Source organism: Sphingobacterium sp. JUb56 (assembly GCF_014191365.1).
Classification (GTDB): domain Bacteria; phylum Bacteroidota; class Bacteroidia; order Sphingobacteriales; family Sphingobacteriaceae; genus Sphingobacterium; species Sphingobacterium anhuiense.
The window spans coordinates 2259443-2273667 of sequence record NZ_JACHWL010000001.1; the positions used below are offsets into that span (position 1 = coordinate 2259443).

The 14225-nt window shown below is 32.9% G+C and carries 20 protein-coding genes; 5 read left to right on the forward strand and 15 right to left on the reverse strand.

Annotated elements, in window-relative coordinates; genetic code table 11:
- Positions 1 to 111: 111 nt before the first annotated feature.
- From FHR29_RS09365 to FHR29_RS09400, 8 genes are all read right to left on the reverse strand, one after another.
- A complete protein-coding gene (locus FHR29_RS09365) occupies positions 112 to 429 on the reverse strand; it encodes a hypothetical protein (protein ID WP_183914085.1) in 318 nt (105 codons plus the stop codon).
- Positions 392 to 715, reverse strand: coding sequence for a heavy metal-binding domain-containing protein (locus FHR29_RS09370; RefSeq protein WP_183914088.1), 324 nt, complete (start codon positions 713 to 715; stop codon positions 392 to 394). The genes FHR29_RS09365 and FHR29_RS09370 overlap by 38 nt, the downstream gene beginning before the upstream one ends.
- 293 nt (positions 716 to 1008) lie before the next feature.
- Positions 1009 to 2022 carry a PQQ-binding-like beta-propeller repeat protein gene (locus tag FHR29_RS09375; RefSeq protein WP_183914090.1) on the reverse strand — a complete coding sequence of 338 codons (1014 nt, stop codon included), beginning with the start codon at positions 2020 to 2022 and terminating at the stop codon, positions 1009 to 1011.
- 41 nt (positions 2023 to 2063) lie between these two features.
- Entirely contained in the window at positions 2064 to 2162 is a 99-nt protein-coding gene (locus FHR29_RS26850; protein ID WP_221197835.1) for a CPCC family cysteine-rich protein, read from the reverse strand.
- Positions 2156 to 2725, reverse strand: a complete 570-nt coding sequence (locus FHR29_RS09385) for a hypothetical protein (RefSeq protein WP_183914092.1) — start codon at positions 2723 to 2725, stop codon at positions 2156 to 2158. Before FHR29_RS09385 ends, FHR29_RS26850 begins: the two co-directional genes overlap by 7 nt.
- A gap of 86 nt (positions 2726 to 2811) precedes the next feature.
- Positions 2812 to 3312, reverse strand: coding sequence for a HEAT repeat domain-containing protein (locus tag FHR29_RS09390; protein ID WP_183914094.1), 501 nt, complete (start codon positions 3310 to 3312; stop codon positions 2812 to 2814).
- A 270-nt stretch (positions 3313 to 3582) separates the two neighbouring features.
- Positions 3583 to 4248, reverse strand: coding sequence for a hypothetical protein (locus FHR29_RS09395; protein WP_183914096.1), 666 nt, complete (start codon positions 4246 to 4248; stop codon positions 3583 to 3585).
- Positions 4249 to 4508: 260 nt separating this feature from the next.
- Entirely contained in the window at positions 4509 to 5234 is a 726-nt protein-coding gene (locus tag FHR29_RS09400) for a hypothetical protein (RefSeq protein ID WP_183914098.1), read from the reverse strand.
- Positions 5235 to 5395: 161 nt separating this feature from the next.
- On the opposite strand from FHR29_RS09400, the gene FHR29_RS09405 reads away from it, so the two are divergent.
- Entirely contained in the window at positions 5396 to 6028 is a 633-nt protein-coding gene (locus FHR29_RS09405; RefSeq protein ID WP_183914100.1) for a hypothetical protein, read from the forward strand.
- Positions 6029 to 6052: 24 nt separating this feature from the next.
- A complete protein-coding gene (locus FHR29_RS09410) occupies positions 6053 to 6586 on the forward strand; it encodes a DUF4304 domain-containing protein (protein ID WP_183914102.1) in 534 nt (177 codons plus the stop codon).
- Between the two features lie 224 nt (positions 6587 to 6810).
- Here FHR29_RS09410 and FHR29_RS09415 read toward each other — a convergent pair whose 3' ends face one another.
- From FHR29_RS09415 to FHR29_RS09440, 6 genes are all read right to left on the reverse strand, one after another.
- Entirely contained in the window at positions 6811 to 7197 is a 387-nt protein-coding gene (locus tag FHR29_RS09415) for a hypothetical protein (RefSeq protein ID WP_021187887.1), read from the reverse strand.
- A gap of 31 nt (positions 7198 to 7228) precedes the next feature.
- Complete coding sequence (locus tag FHR29_RS26450) at positions 7229 to 7681, reverse strand: hypothetical protein (protein WP_221197836.1); 453 nt, start codon at positions 7679 to 7681, stop codon at positions 7229 to 7231.
- A gap of 304 nt (positions 7682 to 7985) precedes the next feature.
- A complete protein-coding gene (locus tag FHR29_RS09425; protein WP_183914104.1) occupies positions 7986 to 8504 on the reverse strand; it encodes a hypothetical protein in 519 nt (172 codons plus the stop codon).
- Positions 8461 to 8820: a heavy metal-binding domain-containing protein gene (locus tag FHR29_RS26855; RefSeq protein ID WP_183916619.1), complete on the reverse strand. Its 360-nt coding sequence runs from the start codon at positions 8818 to 8820 to the stop codon at positions 8461 to 8463. Before FHR29_RS26855 ends, FHR29_RS09425 begins: the two co-directional genes overlap by 44 nt.
- 54 nt (positions 8821 to 8874) lie before the next feature.
- Positions 8875 to 9777: an Rpn family recombination-promoting nuclease/putative transposase gene (locus tag FHR29_RS09435; protein ID WP_260292002.1), complete on the reverse strand. Its 903-nt coding sequence runs from the start codon at positions 9775 to 9777 to the stop codon at positions 8875 to 8877.
- A 218-nt stretch (positions 9778 to 9995) separates the two neighbouring features.
- The gene (locus FHR29_RS09440) at positions 9996 to 10445 is read right to left on the reverse strand and encodes a nuclear transport factor 2 family protein (protein ID WP_183914107.1); all 450 of its coding nucleotides are present in this window, start codon (positions 10443 to 10445) and stop codon (positions 9996 to 9998) included.
- Between the two features lie 187 nt (positions 10446 to 10632).
- On the opposite strand from FHR29_RS09440, the gene FHR29_RS09445 reads away from it, so the two are divergent.
- Entirely contained in the window at positions 10633 to 11193 is a 561-nt protein-coding gene (locus tag FHR29_RS09445; RefSeq protein ID WP_183914109.1) for a suppressor of fused domain protein, read from the forward strand.
- A 45-nt stretch (positions 11194 to 11238) separates the two neighbouring features.
- Here FHR29_RS09445 and FHR29_RS09450 read toward each other — a convergent pair whose 3' ends face one another.
- Positions 11239 to 12009, reverse strand: coding sequence for a hypothetical protein (locus tag FHR29_RS09450; protein WP_183914111.1), 771 nt, complete (start codon positions 12007 to 12009; stop codon positions 11239 to 11241).
- A gap of 497 nt (positions 12010 to 12506) precedes the next feature.
- Here FHR29_RS09450 and FHR29_RS09455 point away from each other — a divergent pair, with 497 nt between their 5' ends.
- Both FHR29_RS09455 and FHR29_RS09460 read left to right on the forward strand, forming a co-directional pair.
- Positions 12507 to 13088 (forward strand): RNA polymerase sigma factor, encoded by a 582-nt coding sequence (locus tag FHR29_RS09455; RefSeq protein ID WP_183914113.1) that lies wholly within the window; start codon positions 12507 to 12509, stop codon positions 13086 to 13088.
- Between the two features lie 90 nt (positions 13089 to 13178).
- Positions 13179 to 14201 (forward strand): FecR family protein, encoded by a 1023-nt coding sequence (locus tag FHR29_RS09460; protein ID WP_183914115.1) that lies wholly within the window; start codon positions 13179 to 13181, stop codon positions 14199 to 14201.
- The last annotated feature ends 24 nt before the right edge of the window (positions 14202 to 14225 follow it).

A 14225-nucleotide genomic window follows, 5' to 3' on the forward strand; every position in this document is an offset into this window, starting at 1 on the left:
AAAATAGGTTTTATGCAAATAGGTATTGTATTTACAACGGGAATCTACTACTTAACCAAATTTAAATATTTTCAAATTAATTTCAAATACTAATAATTAATTTAATACTAGCTATATGGCTATCGCTTGATCTATGTCCAGGAAATCAAAATAACGGAAGAGCGTGGCTCGACGATCTTTGAATTCTTGATCCTCTCCTGTTTCATTCATTGCCTTGAAGAGCAAGGGAACAAATTCGGTCAATCGGGATGTAGCTATAAATTCTGCTGTTGCATTGTCCATCGTATAGATACCGGTATAGCGTTCTATGATCAAGCTTGCTTTGACTTTGTTCTTAATAACAGATCCATCAATATCTCCACCTACCGCTTCTGCTTGTATATGTTGAATTTCACTGAGCAATACAGGTGTACCGATAGCGGTGATCATAAACGATTGGGGTTCCTTTGCCGGAGAGTTCATCAATATTGACGCTGAAGCCTATAACAGCATCTGCCCGATAGCTACGCGCATTTTGCTTTAAAGACTCCACTACGCTCTTATATAGCTCCTGTAATTTGTTTTCATAATTACGGGACCGCCCACCGAAGAAATCTACGAAGCTCGCTCCTATTTCACTCAGAGCATTGGCTCCAATAACAGCTGTTGCTGATATGGGATCAAAATAACGCAGGACTTCTCTCCCCTCGATGGTATTGGTACTGGTAACGATCATGGTCTATGATGAATACTGTTTTAAAAGCCCGAAAATAAAGGATCGCTTTGATTAAAAAATACGGGAAGCCGTAAGGAAGGAATAAAACATCTAAAGCCATTCTTGACAGAATGGCTTTAGATGTTTTACTTATATGATCTATTTGATTTAATTTACGTGTTACATTTTTAATCTTTATATAACACGTAATTAACACGTGTTACATTTATAATCTTTTTATAACACGTATTCATGAGAATCACTAAGAGCCTGTGTGCTCATTACTTTGGCACAGATGCTCAATAGTTATATCTTTAAAATATTTTTATTACTTTACCATCCTTTAAAAAGATATTATCAATCTTTCTCGTACCAAAAATACCTAATCTTTTCAACTTTTTGTCTTCTAGATTGTATTCTAAAAGTTCGAAATTGACAGTATGGAAATATAGATTATTTAGTGATAGAATCATCTTAGATCCTGATAAATTGTCTTTTTCTGACAACTTTAATAAGACTTCATTCGAATGACTTACAGGATCAAACAGGTAAATTTGATTATCAAAAGTATAATAAATCAACTTCCCCTTCCAGATTAAGGGTTTCATTCTGTCTTCAAAATTCACCCGTTCGGAAAACTCGATATTAAGGGTGTTTCCTTCCAATATAAAAATCTTTCCGCCATTATAATTACCATTTAAGCCGACAAATAACTTATTACCTATGACAGTTAAATACGTATATCCGGAGCCCAGATTAACCTTTTTCAAAAGTTTTCCAGTATCAAGATTTATCATGCTTATGGAGTTACAATTCCAATTTGCTACATACAAATTTCCGTTCAAAATCTCCATTGAATAAGGGGATACATCTGGATGTGCGCATACTTCTGAATAAGTATAAGGAATTTTGAGTTTCTCCTTTCCCGTCACCTTATCTAAGATAATAAATCCGTTATTCTTTAAATTTAGTATAACTTCATTTCCTCTAATTAAAACAGATTTAACAATGCTTATCGTTTCTAGTTCCCATATATTTCGTTGCTCTGTTAAATCATAGCACACAAATTTTTTATTTGATTCAGAAAAATATAATTTTCCACTATTAAGAATAGGTGAATAATAAAATAAATCATTAACAGATAACTTCTTTATTACATTATTTGTTCTCAAATCTTCAATTATAATACTTTTTGAAAAAGTATTATAAATAAGGGTATCGCCATGTAATACTGATGTTAATATATCTCTATTATTTTCTGTGGTGACAGATTTGTTCTTGCAACTTATTATTAAAATAACAAGAATAATATAAAATATATGCTTCATAATTTTAACCATTTGGGTCTTCAAGTTGAATTGGATCGTCTTCAAAAAAAGCAAACTTCACAGATATCATATGAACCATTGGGTCTTTCTTTAAATGTCTTGTAGCTACAACATGGGCAAGCAAACTTTTCTGTTACCATATTTTCCACCAAGGTTTTTTGTTCTCAAAATGAATAAAACTTCCACCCGTCAAAGTTTTTGTGTCAAGGTCATACTGAAACTCAATCCATTCGTCAGCATCATTAATTGGATAAAACGCTAATCCCGATACTAAATTATTTTCAACTTTAATTTCTTTTAATCCATCCCACGAAATTGGTTCTGTATTCCAATGTGTTCCATCTTGCTCAAAAATTGTCAGATCGATCTGGTCTTGAAATACATATCTATTTTTACTTGCTTTAAAAATATCGCAATAGCCAACTCCGAAAACGTCGATAGGTTTTGTGTCGTTGGGATTCATTATGTAACAAGTGCCACGAGCAATTACTAACAAGTTTTGAGTTTTTTCAATTTCTATAATTTCTGCAAAGTCTGTCCAACCTGGTTGAAAGTTCGCTACCCATTCTGTGCCGTCATTTTTATAGAAACGAACAGGAAAACCTTCGGAATAAAATGGTTCTCCACTTTCTGTTACAGACACATACATTGGTCCATAAACTGGCAAAGAAGCCAATATTTCGTATGCCTTTTTTGTCGTCATTCAGTTTTTCGTAGTGTAATACCTGCAGTCAAGCATATTGTCAAAACTCTTTTGTTATTTCCTCCAAATCATAATTACCTTACTAGTTATTTCTTTTTGAGAACCACTTCAAGTTCAAATATTGCATTTTCCTTTATAATTGGGTCATCAACTTTTGTTAACAAATTTAACTTTTGAACTGCTTCAGGTGTATTAATTGCACTTAATGCCCATATACATTTTTTTGCTATAGCTCTCATTTCGTCGTAATCAGGAACGTCAAGAGCAAATTCATATAATTTGTTCACACTTTTAGGGTCTTTAATTAATTCAAGAACGGTTATAATGTCCTCTTCAGAAATGTGCCATTTCTCATCTAAAAGTTGTAGCAAAATATCTGTATAATCACTATCTGCTCCATCAGTAGAAAGAACGGCCAATGTATTAGCTAATCCCTTTTCATCTTTATTTGTAACATTGTTTTTCAGTAAAGAAAGTGTTTCTTTTTTAAACTGTAAATTTTCCCCCTCAGGGAACTTATCCCAATAATTATCGAAATAATCATCCCTATTAAATAGTCCTTTATAAAATTTCCAAAAATCAAACATTACTTAATTATTTTAAATCTTTTAATCAAATTATTAAATGTATGTATATTAAACTGTATACTTAAATTCATTCCCCCTTATTCTGATTTCCACAGTAAACTACCCTAACTGCTCAACCGCATGCCACTCCTGCTGTTCTGTGCATTACAGCAACTTGATTAAAGTAATTCATGGCATATGGCTTCATATTAAACTTAGCAAATACATCATAACATTATTCCTGTAGGTGAGATCTTGAAGATTTCGCACTGGAAGAAAAAAATCACTCTTTTATTGATCATGCGCTTCGTTTATCCTTTTCATTATTTTGTAACCGATATAATCCTCTATTTTTTTGTAATTTGGATATCTGTAATACTCGTTCCAATAACTTGCAACTCTACTTTTTGTTTGATCCCAATATTTTATATTGTTAAATATCAACTGCTTATATTGATTAATACTGCTATCAGTTATATGCTTATCAAGTTCAAAAAGTATTTCAATAACATATTCTCCAAGTAATTGCAATTTAAAAAATATAACCCATTCGTGGTCAAAACCAAATAAGTATTTTAGTCGCTTTTCTCTAATGTATCCATTGTGATGTCTCGAGTATATGCAATTCAGGATTTGTTTCTGCGTTTCGGTCAATTCATTTTCAAGTTCTACACTTGGTTCCGCAAAATAAATTCTTGAAATTAAACAAATGACTTCACCTGTCGTCAATTGAATGTCTGTCAATTTTCCATGTATTCCATTTTTAACTTTGTATCGTTGTTCATATGGATCACCATAAATTGGTTCTGCCAATGGCATTATAGCTAACACTTTTTCAACGTCTGAACACAAAAATTCCGGAAATAATTTTTTTAATTTTTGGCAATATTCATTCGTCAAGTCAGTTTCTTTGTTTTCTTGTTGACAAAGTACTTTGCTATATTTTGAATTGTCCATATTATGACGGCTAAAGATGATATACTAATTTTCTTCCCCTATAAAGAGTAAATCCTAATTCAAGCTGGTGATCTAACAATATTACTTCTTTTTTATTAGACTTTCACTTTTCTTAATATGGATTCTCCGTTGCCACAATAAATGACTCTGCAGTAAGCAAAATTATATTTTATTGAACTTTTGGTTATCAACATAATCCTCATCGTCTGTCAATTGCTCTATCGCAACCTTTAGCAAATAAATATTGAACTAATGAACCTTTAATTTATTCGCGGATCTATCCAGAACAGATCACGGAGTTGCAGAAGTTCTTCTCTGTGCATCAAGTTATAAACCAGCTCATCTTTCTCTTCTAAAGGAATCGTTATTTGTTGATCCGTTCCAAGTAAAAAAATGGTTAAAATAGCATCCTTGTCATATATCGAGATATCTGACTGTACCATAGTAACATCATGTTTGTTAAACCATTCTCTTGCCTGCTCTTGATCCAGACAGATCAGGGAACGGGTTAGATCTTCAAGATCTTGGATCTCATCGATCATATGAGTGGGGTAATTTACGCCAATATAAGTTAAATACAGAAGATGATTGCCAGTGCGCAAGGCATAATTACGTATTAAGACCCGCTTCGGATCGAATGAAAAAACATAATATTCTGGATTGGAGATAAAGTTATACTGCTTGCCGTAAAACTGGATCTTATCCTCCAATTCCCCTAAATGATCTATTTCAATAAATACTTCTCCTAAAAGCTGCCTCTCATCTATATTGTCTAGTGCATGGTCAATGACCAATAGCGCTTGCTCTTCCATCGGAACAATGCTTCCACTACAATATAGGTGTAACAAATAATCGTCAACATCAGGTACAGTTAACGGATACCATGGTGGGTTTTCGTCGTCAACTGTATTTTTAGATGTTAAAATGTTATAACCGTTACGCTTTAATTCTAATAGTATGACTCTGCTCAGGAGTACATACTTCATAAGATCTCTTGAGGATTTAGTGACTGACGATAAAACTATAAACGGTTGTGGTATTTAAGAATTAATGGTATTGCTATTATATTGGAAAATCAGGATATCTATCTAAATTTGATTTTTCACTAAAAACCTGTAAATTCATTGGAATTAACCCTCGCTCAATTATGCACAATATCGATTTGTTTAACCAATATAGAAACCTCAAACCAAAAAGAACATTTTTAATTTTTATACTTTTAACTATTTTCTATAATACAAGCTCTGCACAAAAAGATCCGCAACTTAGGGATGCATTGTCAATCATCACAAAAGCATCGATTTCCGGAGATGTTGAAGGTATTCTGAGCCAAACTTCTTTCCGCTTAATTAAAAGTATGGGCGGAATAGAACAAGCAACAAAACTGACTAAGGAAGTCTATTCTTCGCTTACAAATTATGGAATTAAATTTGATTCTGTCATCAATTACGTTGATATGGAGATCTCAAAAATTGATGGGATAGCATATTGCTTTATTCCTCAAGTATTGGTAATGTCTATGCCTGAAAAAGACAAAATAGCTATCACTTCAGCGAACTTATTAGCGTTAAAAGAAGGTGAACCAGAAAGATGGACTTTCTTAAATTTCAATAAAATGGATCAGGAAAAAATTAATTTGTTTCTTCCCGAATTTAACGGTAAAATTACTCTTCCGAAAGGTTTAGAAAAAAAAACATTAGTTGTAGGGAAAGAAGAAGTAGGAAAAACTGTTGAGCAGATGATGAAACTTATAGATGAATCTGTCAAAAAACGCGACTAGTTTTAAGCCAGCTAAAAGTAAGATATGAAAACAAATACTCAAGAAAAATTTGAAAAGCTCATAAAAGAAGGTTTTCATGATACTTTAAAAGGACTGGGCTTTAAAAAGAAGGCTAATAATTTCTATCTACCCCTTGAAAAAATAGGTCACATAATAAATATTCAAAAAAGTTATTACAGCACCAAGGATGATATCAATTTCACAATTAACATTGGAATCTTTTCACCTGAGTATTGGCTAGCCTGTTTTAATTTCCTAAATAAAGAAATTCCAACATTTCCAACCGAACCCGAATGTTTAATAAGAAAAAGAATTGGAGAGATTAAGGATTTGCCAGATGTGTGGTATAATATAAATGGTCTGACAGATGTCGATGAGCTCATTGTTGAAATGAAATATAATATTTCAGATTTCATTTTACCATTCTTTGAAAAATTAAACACTGTGGAGAACCTTATCAACGAACTAGAAATATCTGAAGAATCGTTATTACATACTGTAGCTAAAATGAAATTCTTTGCTGAGCTAAAGATCGTTGATAAAGCCAAAGGCGAATAGAAAAAATATCCAAAGAATAATAGTTGTCCGATCAAGTTTAGATCTCCAGATAATGCTGCTATTGTTTTTCTGGGGAGGAATCATAAAATTAGGAGACCGTCATTTTTACCAATGAAATTATAAAATTGATTGATACCCATTTTGTAATCAAATCAATTTATTAATCATAGTCCAAATCTTATTATTACTTATATTCTCATAAACTTGCTCTCCAATATTAAATTCTACATTACGATTGCAAGAGGCCCATCTTTAATTACTAAACTTGAGCTACCTGGGAAATCACCCTCTGATAACCTAGCGATCAATCTATTTGAAATATAAATCAGTGCAACAACTTTATTATCCAAGCCCCACTTGATTTTTATATTGGTTTCATCATCAAATGTTTCGATATTCTCTTTGATAAATTCAATAGGATTTAAAAATGGTAAATTATCTGGACTGTGCCATTCTGCTTTAACCGGGCTTTTCATTGTATTATATAACCAGATATCACCAACGATTTTATTGTTAATGTATAGGTATGCATAACAGACCTTACCATCATCTTCTATTAGGAGAGAATATTCTGGCTTTAAATCATAAACAAACTTTTTAAAATAGGTCATATTTATTAAGCAGATTGTCAAAACTTTTTTATTATTTCCTCCAACTCATACCTACTTCCTTTTCCCATTTTTTCATTTGCCTAATTTTAAGGACATAAAAACTAATTGGCAAAGAAACTGAATACTTAGCAAGTTTTTTCAACAGTATTTTACTAAAAATCTCAAAATTACATTGACCTCCATCTGAATAAATTTCCATATAAATTTCAAAATTAGTAGCAGAGTTCTCAATAAACAATCTATAGTTATCCTCGATAAACTTTACAAAATCATTTTCATAATCTAAAATATTTTCCCCTGTTGAAAATTTATTAGGATGCCAAAATGAAATTCCACCATAATCATAAGTTCTATCTAAATCACAATCCCGTTTATCAGTTGATTTGAAATGTGAATCAATAATAAAATCGCCAGTAATTTTACCCATAAATTTTTCGGGAATTAAATTATCACCTGAAACTGAAATATAATATTTATAAATCATAATTAAATTTACCAGCCACAATTATTTAAAACCCATATCTAATACTTTCCAAAAATACTTTTTTAGTAGTATGATCAAAATAGAAATCTGCATTAATATTTCACTTTAATTCTTTTTTTTACGCCCTAAAAAGAAATTGGAGCATCGCCAAGATGATGTTTTCATTTATAAAGCTATCGTTTTGTGATTAAAATATTCAATTCTTCTATATAAAGAATTTGATCATTAATTCCATTTCTTTATTACCAATCATACATCGATCCTTTTACAGGATAATGCTACTATACATACCAAACTCTGATCATTAAAAATAACTAACTAGAGTCCAGCTTATTGCTATGGCTACATTAACAATCCCATACCAGTCTTTGTCTAAGCTAAGTACCTTCAATGCTGCCTTTTTTGCTAATAAAGATCCTGCTAACAGTTTCTCTACCTGATCGTAATCGATCAGATTGGAACTGCTGATAGCTTTTTTGCTAATGATCTTAAACTGCGCACCGGTTAAGTCATCGGACAGCAACTGTCCATAGAGTATGGATGCAGCTTGATCTTTGTCCAGGAAATCAAAATAACGAAAGAGCGTGGCTTGACGATCTTTGAACTCCTGATCCTCTCCTATTTCATTCATCGCTTTGAATAGCAAGGGTACAAATTCGGCTGTAGCATTGTCCATCGTATAGATACCGGTATAGCGCTCTATGATCAGGCTTGCTTTGACTTTGTTCTTAATAACTGATCCATCGATATCTCCACCTACCGCTTCTGCTTGTATAGGTTTAATCTGATTGAGCAATACGGGTGTACCGATAGCAGTGATCATAAACGATCGGTGTCCCCTTGCCCGAGAGCTCATCAATATTGACGCTGAAGCCTATAACCGCATCTGCCCGATAGCTACGCGCATTTTGCTTTAAAGATTCCACTACGCTCTTATATAGCTCCTGTAATTTGTTTTCATAATTGCGGGAGCGTCCACCGAAAAATCCCGCAGGGATCTGCGAAGCAAACGCTACGAAGCTGGCTCCTATTTCACTCAGAGCATTAGCTCCAATAACAGCTGTTGCTGATATGGGATTTTTGTGGTGATCGTTTTGATTAAAAAATACGGGAAGCCGTAAGGATGGTATTAAACGAATAAAGCCATTCTTGACAGAATGGCTTTATTCGTTTATCTATATTATTTATTTGACTTATTTCAGTTTTTCAATCTCATCGGTGGTAAGGCCTGTAGCCTCAGCAATTTGTTCTACTGATAACGCCATCTTTTTCAGTTTCAAAGCTGTCTCAATAGCTTTTTGGAATTGGCCTTGGGCAATACCTTCTTTTAAGCCTTCTTTTAAACCTCGATCATGTCCAAGACGCTGAGCAGTAGAATAGGTATTCTCTGCATCGCGCTTATGTTTTAAACTTGCTTCGTATGCCATCTTATCCTCCGGTGTTAATTTTGCGACTTCGCCTATGTCAAAGATAAGACCAAATACCCGCTTATCCAAAAAATCCGGTATTTTATCAAGTTTACTCATGTTTTTCAATAGATATAGCCACATATCCATATCTGTCTTTATATCAGCCTCATTCTTATTAAAATTTGGTAATACTAAGAGCTTGTAACCAAGCTTTTCATAAAAAACACGATTACTCTGCTTATCACAAAGAGCAAAATCATAAAAATACTTTCCGGATTCAGTTTCTTCTAATTCAAACTCTAAGATACCAATAAAATATACTTCGGGAAGTTCGTATGTATTTCCCTTATAGCCCCTGGGTATAAGTTTATTGATAAGCCTGGATGTATAAAAAACCGTTCGGTCTTTAAAAAAATCTTGATAAAGCTGTTGCATCTCTATAATAAAATGCTCACCATCAATACCGGTACAATAGAGATCGAAAATAACCTTACGCTCATTTTCAACATCGCCACCCTGCTCCACTGGCCGATAATGAAGATCTTGAATAACTTTCTCTCCCTTAAAGAGTCCATTTAAAAATCCAATTAAAATCGGCTTATTTTCTTCTCTTCCAAAATAAAATTTAAAGCTCCAGTCGCCACTAAAACCAACATACTTGCCCATGTTACTTTTTGTCTTTTTCATAATAATATACTTTGCTTAAATAATTAATGTTGCTAAGCAAACATCAGAAAAACTAAAATTATTAGCCGGTTATTAAACGTTTGTAGTCGACAGTAGTCGTTTGTTGTCGGCTAGCTGGCAACAAAACCATCAACTTGTTAATCTAGTCTTGCTTTCCGGACACAAAAAAAAGCCACATCTTACGACGTGGCTTCTACTTATTTTATGATTAAACTTGATTACTTATAAGAATTGATCGATTGGGATACTTTCCAGTTACCTTCGTCATTTACCAGTGTCAATAGATCAGTTTTAGTAAATCCTTCAAACTGCATCGTTACTTTTGCTATCATATAGTCCGCAGATTCCTGTACGATGGTGGTGCTAGTTTTACAGTTTAACTGCTCTCCTTTTTGCTTTTTCAAGAAGGAAATAACTTCAGAACGGCTATTGGTTTTATCTTCTACTGCCTGTACTTTTTGGCTGAAGTCTGTCGTAAACAATTGCTCTACTCCTGCCGATTGTCCTTCTGTCATAACCGCAACGTAATGATCAATGGCTAGATCTGCTGTAGATAAATTGACCACTGCTTTTTTAGGGTTTGCTACCTCTGGTTTGCCTGCTGCCATAGTGAAAGTAGATACTGCGATCAAGGCTGCTGCCGCGAATGTTTTTGCTATAGTGTTCATAATGTCTTTATGTTATATTGTTAGTTTTATCTTATTTGTTGATTCAAAAGTAGGGTGTGATTCGTCCCTACCCTATGGCAATTAGATTAAACCAATTAAAAACTCGGTGAATGAGGGAAATAGATAGGTGAAGTTGCATGGATCGATTCAAAATGCTAAATTCAGTACATAAATTGTTGTATAAAATATGATCAATGTTTATATAGATAAGTTGAAGAGGCATTATGAACAATACTTTGGTATTTCAGGAATTGTGCATAAAATTGATAAGGGACCAATAAATAAACTCGATCCTGAATTTTTCATATTAGAGTTTCCTCCCAATCAGATTCATAATATGTACACCTATTGTACAGTAGGAATGTCATTAAACAGGTGGGATGAAAACTTGATTGAGTTATTCATTTATGCCGCTGAAAAGAATTCATTACTTGTAGACCTTCTCTGCTACTGTGCAAACTACCATCGAAACGATGCGCCATTGAACTTACATCACACAGTTAATTTAGGACAACCTTGGTTGGGGGAATCGTTATGCGACCATGGCTTTATATCTTTTCCTTATCTGGAAAAACCTGACTTTGAGCAAATAGATATAGATCATAAAACCATCAAATGCTTTTGGTATATTCCTATAACAAAAGCTGAACGGGATTTTAAAATTGAATTTGGATATGATGCTCTAGAGACAATTTTTGAAGAAAAAGAATTAAATTATCTAAGTCCTGAAAGAGCCAGTTTAATTTAAAAATTAACATTTTTTGATTCAAGATTATTGTTCAAAATCTTATTACTATTCTTTCTTTTTGATCACTTCTCCACTTGATGATATTATATTGGTGAATGAATAATCATATACGCGGTGCAGTATTCCCATTTTCTTTAATATTTCTTCAGCATCAGTTCTTATGTTTATCCAGCTCGGATGTTCTTCCAAATATTCCCAATCCCATATCTCACTTGGCATTTGATCCACCTTAGTTTTGAACGTCAGTAGTTCTTGTTTGTATATGATTGGTATTAGCTTTTTCCTAAATACCGTTTCGAAGCACACAGGTGTATACGCATATTCCAATTCCTCATAAAGCTCTGTCATTGGGTTGAAAAAGGGAGATGCCATTAACGCTAGTTCTCTAGAGTTATAAGTGAACAGAATAAGCGAATTGACGATATTGGTATAGTAGAACTTGACGTGCTTGTCATACTCTTCCAATTCAGATTTTGTAAATCCTAATTTATCAACCTCGTCTATTTCATAAATTTTAGATGTTATCAGGTCAATTTGTTTTCGGCAATAATTTGCATCTTCATCTAGCCCTATTTCGTTAGCCAGCTGATATAGTTCAACCCACACTTCTTTAGTGAACTGTACGGTTCCGTTAATACCTAACTCTATCAGACTTTCAATTGTAAGCTCCCACTCCTCCTGATGGTTGTATTCTACACTTTGTTGAAAATATTGCTTATCAGCAAATGATTCATTAAAGGAATTAAGCAGTTTTCTTAATCTCTTCTTTATTGAAGGTTTGCTATTCCATCGTTTCAAAAAATCAAATGTACCCATTTTAAATAGACGCTTTATTATCCCTTATTAAATATGTTGATTAATGATGAATATTTCAGCATTTTATTCACATAAGAATTCCTTTCTTAAATCATAAAACGATTATTTAATATAAAACAATAATAAATTTTGAAAAACTGGTATTATGCAATAAAAATTTCAGCATAACAGTCGTGAAAAATTTATGTACAATAATATATTCGAAAGTAAAACACTGTTACGCTTTCTTCATAAACAAATGTTAACTTCGACTATAAACCAATTGATTATTAACAGCATAAATCATGTATAAAATTCTTATTCAAGAAATTATGGACTCCTCAACTCATGCAAATATTATCACCCATACAGACCGCATACGTTTTTTCATAAAGGATATATGAATAAAATTAACAAAAAAGTTGTCATAAGCCATAAATATTATTATAATTGAAAAAAAATACAATATTACTTAAACATTTGGAAACCAAAACCAAGTGATTCACACTAATATCATAATGAAAAACGAACATGTATGGCATAGTAACGAGAGTTTACTAGAGCGTCTAAAATTGGGCGATCTGGATGCTTTCAACGTTATCTATGAGCGATACTGGTCCGTTCTAGTGAATGAGTCCTTTAAACGACTTAATAATATGGCTCTTTGTGAGGAAGTGGTGCAAGATGTATTTATAGAGCTTTGGCAACAGCGAGCGGTGAGAGATATCCAGAATCTTGAAGCTTATCTGCGCACCTGTATGAAATTCAAAGTTTTTGAAGTTTACAGGAAAAACAGAAGAACAAAATCAATGCTCGAAGAAAATCTATCGTTAATTCAGGAACATGAGATTTCTGAATATGATCAATATGCTGAAAAAGATCTAAAATCTCTAATAGAACAATGGATTGCACATCTGCCACAGAAAAGAAAAGAAATCTTTAAAATGAGATATCTCGATGAACTATCTACCAAAGAAATAAGCGAAATGACTGAAAGTTCACAAAATACAATACAAAACCATTTAGGTATCTCCATTGCTAAATTAAGAAAATTGATCATTCAACATTTCTTAGTTTTTATACTAACTTTATTACACTAACTTTTAGTTAGTTATAAATAAATTTCTTTTAAACTAGTACGATCTTCCTATTTAAGTACACTGTATATATAAATACTGTACTAATCAAAAATGGAACATCATAACCCAAGGCTTCAAAGTCTCATAGATAAATACCTAAAAGGGAAATGCAATAAAGAGGAATCAGAAATTGTCGAAAATTTTTTTGAAAGTTTTTCGTCACGCCCAGATATCTTGGATCAACTTGATCATGAAAAACAGAATGAAATAAAAAGAAGAATCCAGGAAAATGTCGTAAAGAAAATTTCTCTAACACCCATCCGAAAAATCGGTATGATTAAACTTGCTATTGCCGCGACTGTAGCACTTTTCTGTATTTCTATTGCATATCAATATCTGTACAAAAACAGTAGCTTAAAAAATATAGAAATCAACTTAGCAAGTGGACAACAGCGCCATATTACCTTAGAAGATGGAACAAAAATTACGCTAAATGCATCCAGTAGAATTATTTATCCTAATTCTTTTAAAGACTCTTCTAAACGTGAAGTGATTTTAATCGGTGAAGCATTTTTCGATGTCGCTAAAAATCCAAAAAAACCTTTTATCATCCATACACCTAGAATGGAAATCAGCGTCCTGGGAACTGCTTTTAATGTTCGTGACTATGAAAATGAAAGAAATGCAGAAACTGCTTTAATACGGGGAAAAGTTTCGATATGGAAAACTGGCCATACGGATAAAAAATTTATCTTGAACCCGAATGAAAAGTTTGTGCTGTCTAATGCGGTTATCCATAACAATGCACAATCTACCAATCCAAAAGTTGTTTCTCTGCAAAATGCCACAGTTGCAGTCCAGCCTTTAGTTGTCTCAAATCAAGACGGTACTGCACTCGAAACAGAATGGATGCTTAAACGGATGACCATCCGTGATGAAAGATTGGCAGATATTGTTATAAAATTAGAACGTATGTATGGTGTGGAGATACAGATCTTAAGTAGTAAAATCGCAACTAAGCGCTTCTCTGCGACATTTGAAAATGAAGATTTAGACAATATCTTAAAAGCACTGCAGACGGTCAATTACTTCCAGATCAAAAAGACAGGTAACAATCAAATACAGCTATTTTAAAACAAACTAACCTACATAACTCAT